General features: G+C 57.4%; 1 pseudogene. It reads right to left on the bottom strand.

Annotated elements, in window-relative coordinates:
- A pseudogene (locus FXF70_RS19180) lies at window positions 1–704 on the bottom strand (hypothetical protein); the annotation flags it as partial.

The following is a 704-nucleotide window of genomic DNA, read 5'->3' as shown; positions in this document are numbered from 1 at the left end:
GTAGGACCGGTGTCTCCAGTGGCACCGGTAGGTCCAGTAGCTCCAGTTACACCAGTCGCACCGGTAGGTCCGGTATTACCAGTTACACCAGTATCACCGGTAGGTCCGGTATCTCCAGTAACTCCGGTGGCACCGGTTGGACCAGTAGCACCAGTTACTCCAGTGGCACCAGTAGGCCCGGTATCACCAGTTACACCAGTCGCACCGGTAGGTCCGGTATCACCAGTTACACCAGTGGCACCAGTAGGTCCGGTATCACCAGTCGCACCAGTGGCTCCAGTCGCACCGGTAGGCCCAGTATCTCCAGTAACTCCAGTGGCACCAGTAGGCCCAGTATCACCAGTTACACCAGTGGCTCCGGTAGGCCCAGTATCTCCAGTTACTCCAGTGGCTCCGGTAGGCCCAGTATCTCCAGTTACTCCAGTGGCTCCCGTAGGGCCAGTATCTCCAGTTACTCCAGTTGCACCAGTATCACCAGTCGCACCAGTGGCTCCGGTAGGCCCGGTATCTCCAGTAGCTCCAGTAACTCCGGTGGCACCAGTAGGCCCGGTATCACCAGTTACACCAGTCGCACCGGTAGGCCCAGTATCACCAGTTACACCAGTAGCACCGGTAGGACCGGTATCACCAGTTACTCCAGTATCTCCAGTTGATCCTGCTGCAGCCAGTAATGTGTAGTCTGGGGAAGTATCTGGTGTACCTGT

The organism is Bacillus sp. Y3 (assembly GCF_008123875.1).
In the GTDB taxonomy this organism is placed as follows: Bacteria; Bacillota; Bacilli; order Bacillales; family Bacillaceae; genus Bacillus; species Bacillus altitudinis.
This window is presented reverse-complemented; position numbering and strand designations above follow the sequence as displayed.